This is a genomic window from Streptomyces sp. P9(2023), from assembly GCF_032436795.1.
In the GTDB taxonomy this organism is placed as follows: Bacteria; Actinomycetota; Actinomycetes; order Streptomycetales; family Streptomycetaceae; genus Streptomyces.
This window is the reverse complement of record NZ_JAUPWM010000291.1, coordinates 1-320: the sequence shown is the minus strand read 5'-3', so window position 1 is coordinate 320 and position 320 is coordinate 1. Positions and strand designations below refer to the sequence as shown.

Here is a 320-nt window from a genome sequence, read left to right as displayed (position 1 = left end):
CCGTCATCACGTATTCGACCGCCAGCACCGCGTCCTTGCGCCGCTTCTCCGGCAGCAACTCGCGCAGCCGCCCCATCGCCGCATCGGTCGAGGTGGCCGCCCGGTGCTCGTTGTCCGGCGTGCGTTCGGCGTCAGCGTTGGGCGTCTCGCGCTCCCGGTAGCAGTGCTGCAACGCCGCCGCCACGCTGCCCATCCCCGACAGCTTCTTGCATCGCATGATCGCGTAGGCCGCCATGCTTGCCCCTCCCCTCTTGGTGTCCGAATCCGGCCAGTCGGGGCAGCGCAAGGCGGTGCCTCCGGCGGGCCACTATCAGATGATA

The 320-nt window shown here is 69.1% G+C and carries 1 protein-coding gene; it reads right to left on the bottom strand.

Translation table 11 applies throughout. From position 1 onward, the window contains the following. Positions 1 to 235: plasmid recombination protein (locus tag Q5762_RS37675; protein WP_315896818.1), on the bottom strand; the 235-nt coding region annotated here is incomplete at its 3' end. Between the last annotated feature and the right edge of the window lie 85 nt (positions 236 to 320).